Here is a 2,597-nt window from a genome sequence, read left to right on the forward strand (position 1 = left end):
GCAGGCTCATGCCGGCGGCGGCGCCGACGAGGGGTGCCACGAGGCGGGCCCCCACCGAGGCACGGTCGTCGCCGGTGCGGAGCGCGAGGGTCATCGCGGTCACGAGGAAGAGGGCGGCCGAGCCGCCCCACAGCCAGGGGACGTCGGTGTGGCTCGGGCCGAACGTGCCGGTCCCCAGGACGGCCAGCGCCACGAGGGCCAGGCCGGCGGGCACCGCAGCGGGGGCCAGGGCAGCGGTCGAGGCAGAGGAGGCGGTCGCGGTGCGGTCGGGCAGTGACGGGTGCGGGTCACCGGCGGTCGGCTCGAACGCCGGGGGCGGGACGATCGTGCTCGCGCGTCCGCCGGAGGCACCGGGGGAGCGGTCCACGTCGACGAGGAGGCCGCGGGAGCCCTCGGCGCCGTGCGCGTCGACCACGGTGAGCACGGTTGCCTCGGCGGCAACCTCGGCGAGCAGGTCGTACGGGCCGAACACCCGCCCGAGGGGCGTGGCCACGGCATACCGGTGGTCGTCCCCGGCGATGCCCACGGCGTGGAGCACGTCGCCGACCCGCGCCTGGGAGGGGGCGACGAGGTCGTGGTGCCGTCCCCCGGCGATCACGGTGACCCGCTGCGCGGCAGCGTCGGTCAACGTCATCCGAGCCTCCCCCTGTCGGTCCCTGCTCCGGGCAGCACCTTAGTGCCCGCGTCCCTCCAGGGGGCCGGGCGGTCGTCACCGGTTGCGCCCGCACGGTAGGTTGACGGCTCGCCGGCCACGCCGGCCTGGGGAAGCGCGAGTCCCGTCGCGACGGTGGGGGACGCCGGAACAGCAGGAGGCGCACACGCATGGCAGTCACGTTGCGCAGGGGTGCGCGCGAGCGGGCCCCCGAGGTGCCGTCGGGGCGGATCGTCCTGCAGCCACCGCCGGAGATCACCCCGTCCGAAGGGGCGAGCAGCCTGCTGATGAACGCCGTGCCGATGCTCGGCTCGGTGGGCTCGATCGCCTTCGTCGCCCTGGCCAGCCCCGGCGTCAAGGGCTACATCGCCGCCGGCATGTTCCTCCTGGCCTCCGTCGGCTTCGTCGGCGTCAGCGGCTGGCGCCAGAAGCAGCAGCACAGCGCCGGGGTCAGTGAGGCCCGCCGCGAGTACCTCTCCTACCTGGCCGAGGTCCGCGAGACCGTCCGTGAGGCGGCGCGCCGCCAACGCAGGGCCGCCCAGTGGAACTACCCGGCCCCCGATGCTCTTCCGGTGCTGTGCGAGGAGCGCTCCCGCGTCTGGGAGCGGGCGGTCACCGACGAGGACTTCCTCCGGGTGCGCTTCGGCCGCACCAACCAGCCGCTGTGCATCTCCCTCGAGGCGCCCGAGACCCCGCCGATGGCCCAGCTCGACCCGGTGGCCGCGTCGGCGCTGCACCGGCTGCTGACCACGCACCGGATCCAGCCGGACCTGCCGGCCGCGGTCTCCCTGCCCTTCTTCTCCCGCATCGAGGTCACCGGCGAGGAGCAGCCCACCCGTGGCCTGGCCCGCTCCATGGTGAGCGCCCTCGCCACCCAGCACGCTCCGGACCAGCTGGTCGTGGCCGTGGTCGCCTCCGAACAGGCCCTGCCGGAGTGGGAGTGGGTCAAGTGGCTGCCGCACAGCCAGAGCCTGCGCGAGCGGGACGGCGTCGGGCAGTCCCGCCTGGTCGCCAGCTCCCTGACCGACCTCGAGCCGCTGCTGCCGGAGGACCTGCGCGAGCGCCCCCGCTTCGGACGCACCGACCAGGCCGTCCTGCCGCACGTGCTGATCGTGGTCGACGGCGGCGAGGTGCCTCCGGGCAACGCCATCGTCACGGAAGAGGGCGTCCTCGGCGTCACCGTCCTGCACCTGCCCGAGCGCTGGGACGAGCTGACGACGCCGGGGCGGATGCGGCTGGCTCTCGGCCAGCCCCGGGCGAGCGGACCGTATGCCGGCCTGTCGCCGATGCAGATCCTCACCGTCGGCAGCGAGCCCGCCCAGGGCGTCGCCGACACCATGTCCATCGCGCAGGCCGAGGCCGCCGCCCGTCGGCTGGCCCCGCTGTACGCCGGTGCGGCACCCGAGCGCCGCGACGCCCTGGCCACCGCCACCGAGCTGGTCGACCTCCTCGGTCTGGGCGACGTGCGCGACTACGACGTCGACGCCGCCTGGCGTCCCCGTCTGGCCCGCGACCGGCTCCGGGTGCCGATCGGCGTCGGCGCCCAGGGCCAGGTCGTCTCCCTGGACATCAAGGAGTCCGCCCAGCAGGGCATGGGCCCGCACGGCCTGGTGATCGGTGCGACCGGCTCGGGCAAGTCCGAGCTGCTGCGGACCCTGGTGCTCGCCCTGGCGATGACCCACTCCTCCGAGTCGCTGAACTTCGTGCTGGTCGACTTCAAGGGTGGTGCGACCTTCGCGGGCATGGCCGACTTGCCGCACGTGTCGGCGGTCATCACCAACCTCAGCAACGAGCTGACCCTCGTCGAGCGCATGCAGGACGCCCTGCACGGCGAGATGGTGCGCCGCCAGGAGCTGCTGCGCGCGGCCGGCAACTACGTGTCGCTGTTCGAGTACGAGAAGGCGCGAGCCGCCGGCGAGCCGCTGGCCCCGCTGCCGAGCCTGCT

At 74.5% G+C, this 2,597-nt stretch carries 2 protein-coding genes; one reads left to right on the forward strand and one right to left on the reverse strand.

Annotation, left to right across the window (positions count from 1 at the left end):
• On the reverse strand, positions 1-634 hold a 634-nt coding region (locus VF825_RS06865), incomplete at its 3' end, for a hypothetical protein (RefSeq protein WP_331111517.1).
• A 188-nt stretch (positions 635-822) separates the two neighbouring features.
• Here VF825_RS06865 and eccCa point away from each other — a divergent pair.
• The coding region (eccCa, locus tag VF825_RS06870; protein ID WP_331111518.1) for a type VII secretion protein EccCa at positions 823-2,597 on the forward strand (1,775 nt) is incomplete at its 3' end.

Origin of the sequence: Oryzihumus sp. (assembly GCF_036391795.1) — a bacterium.
Classification (GTDB): domain Bacteria; phylum Actinomycetota; class Actinomycetes; order Actinomycetales; family Dermatophilaceae; genus Oryzihumus.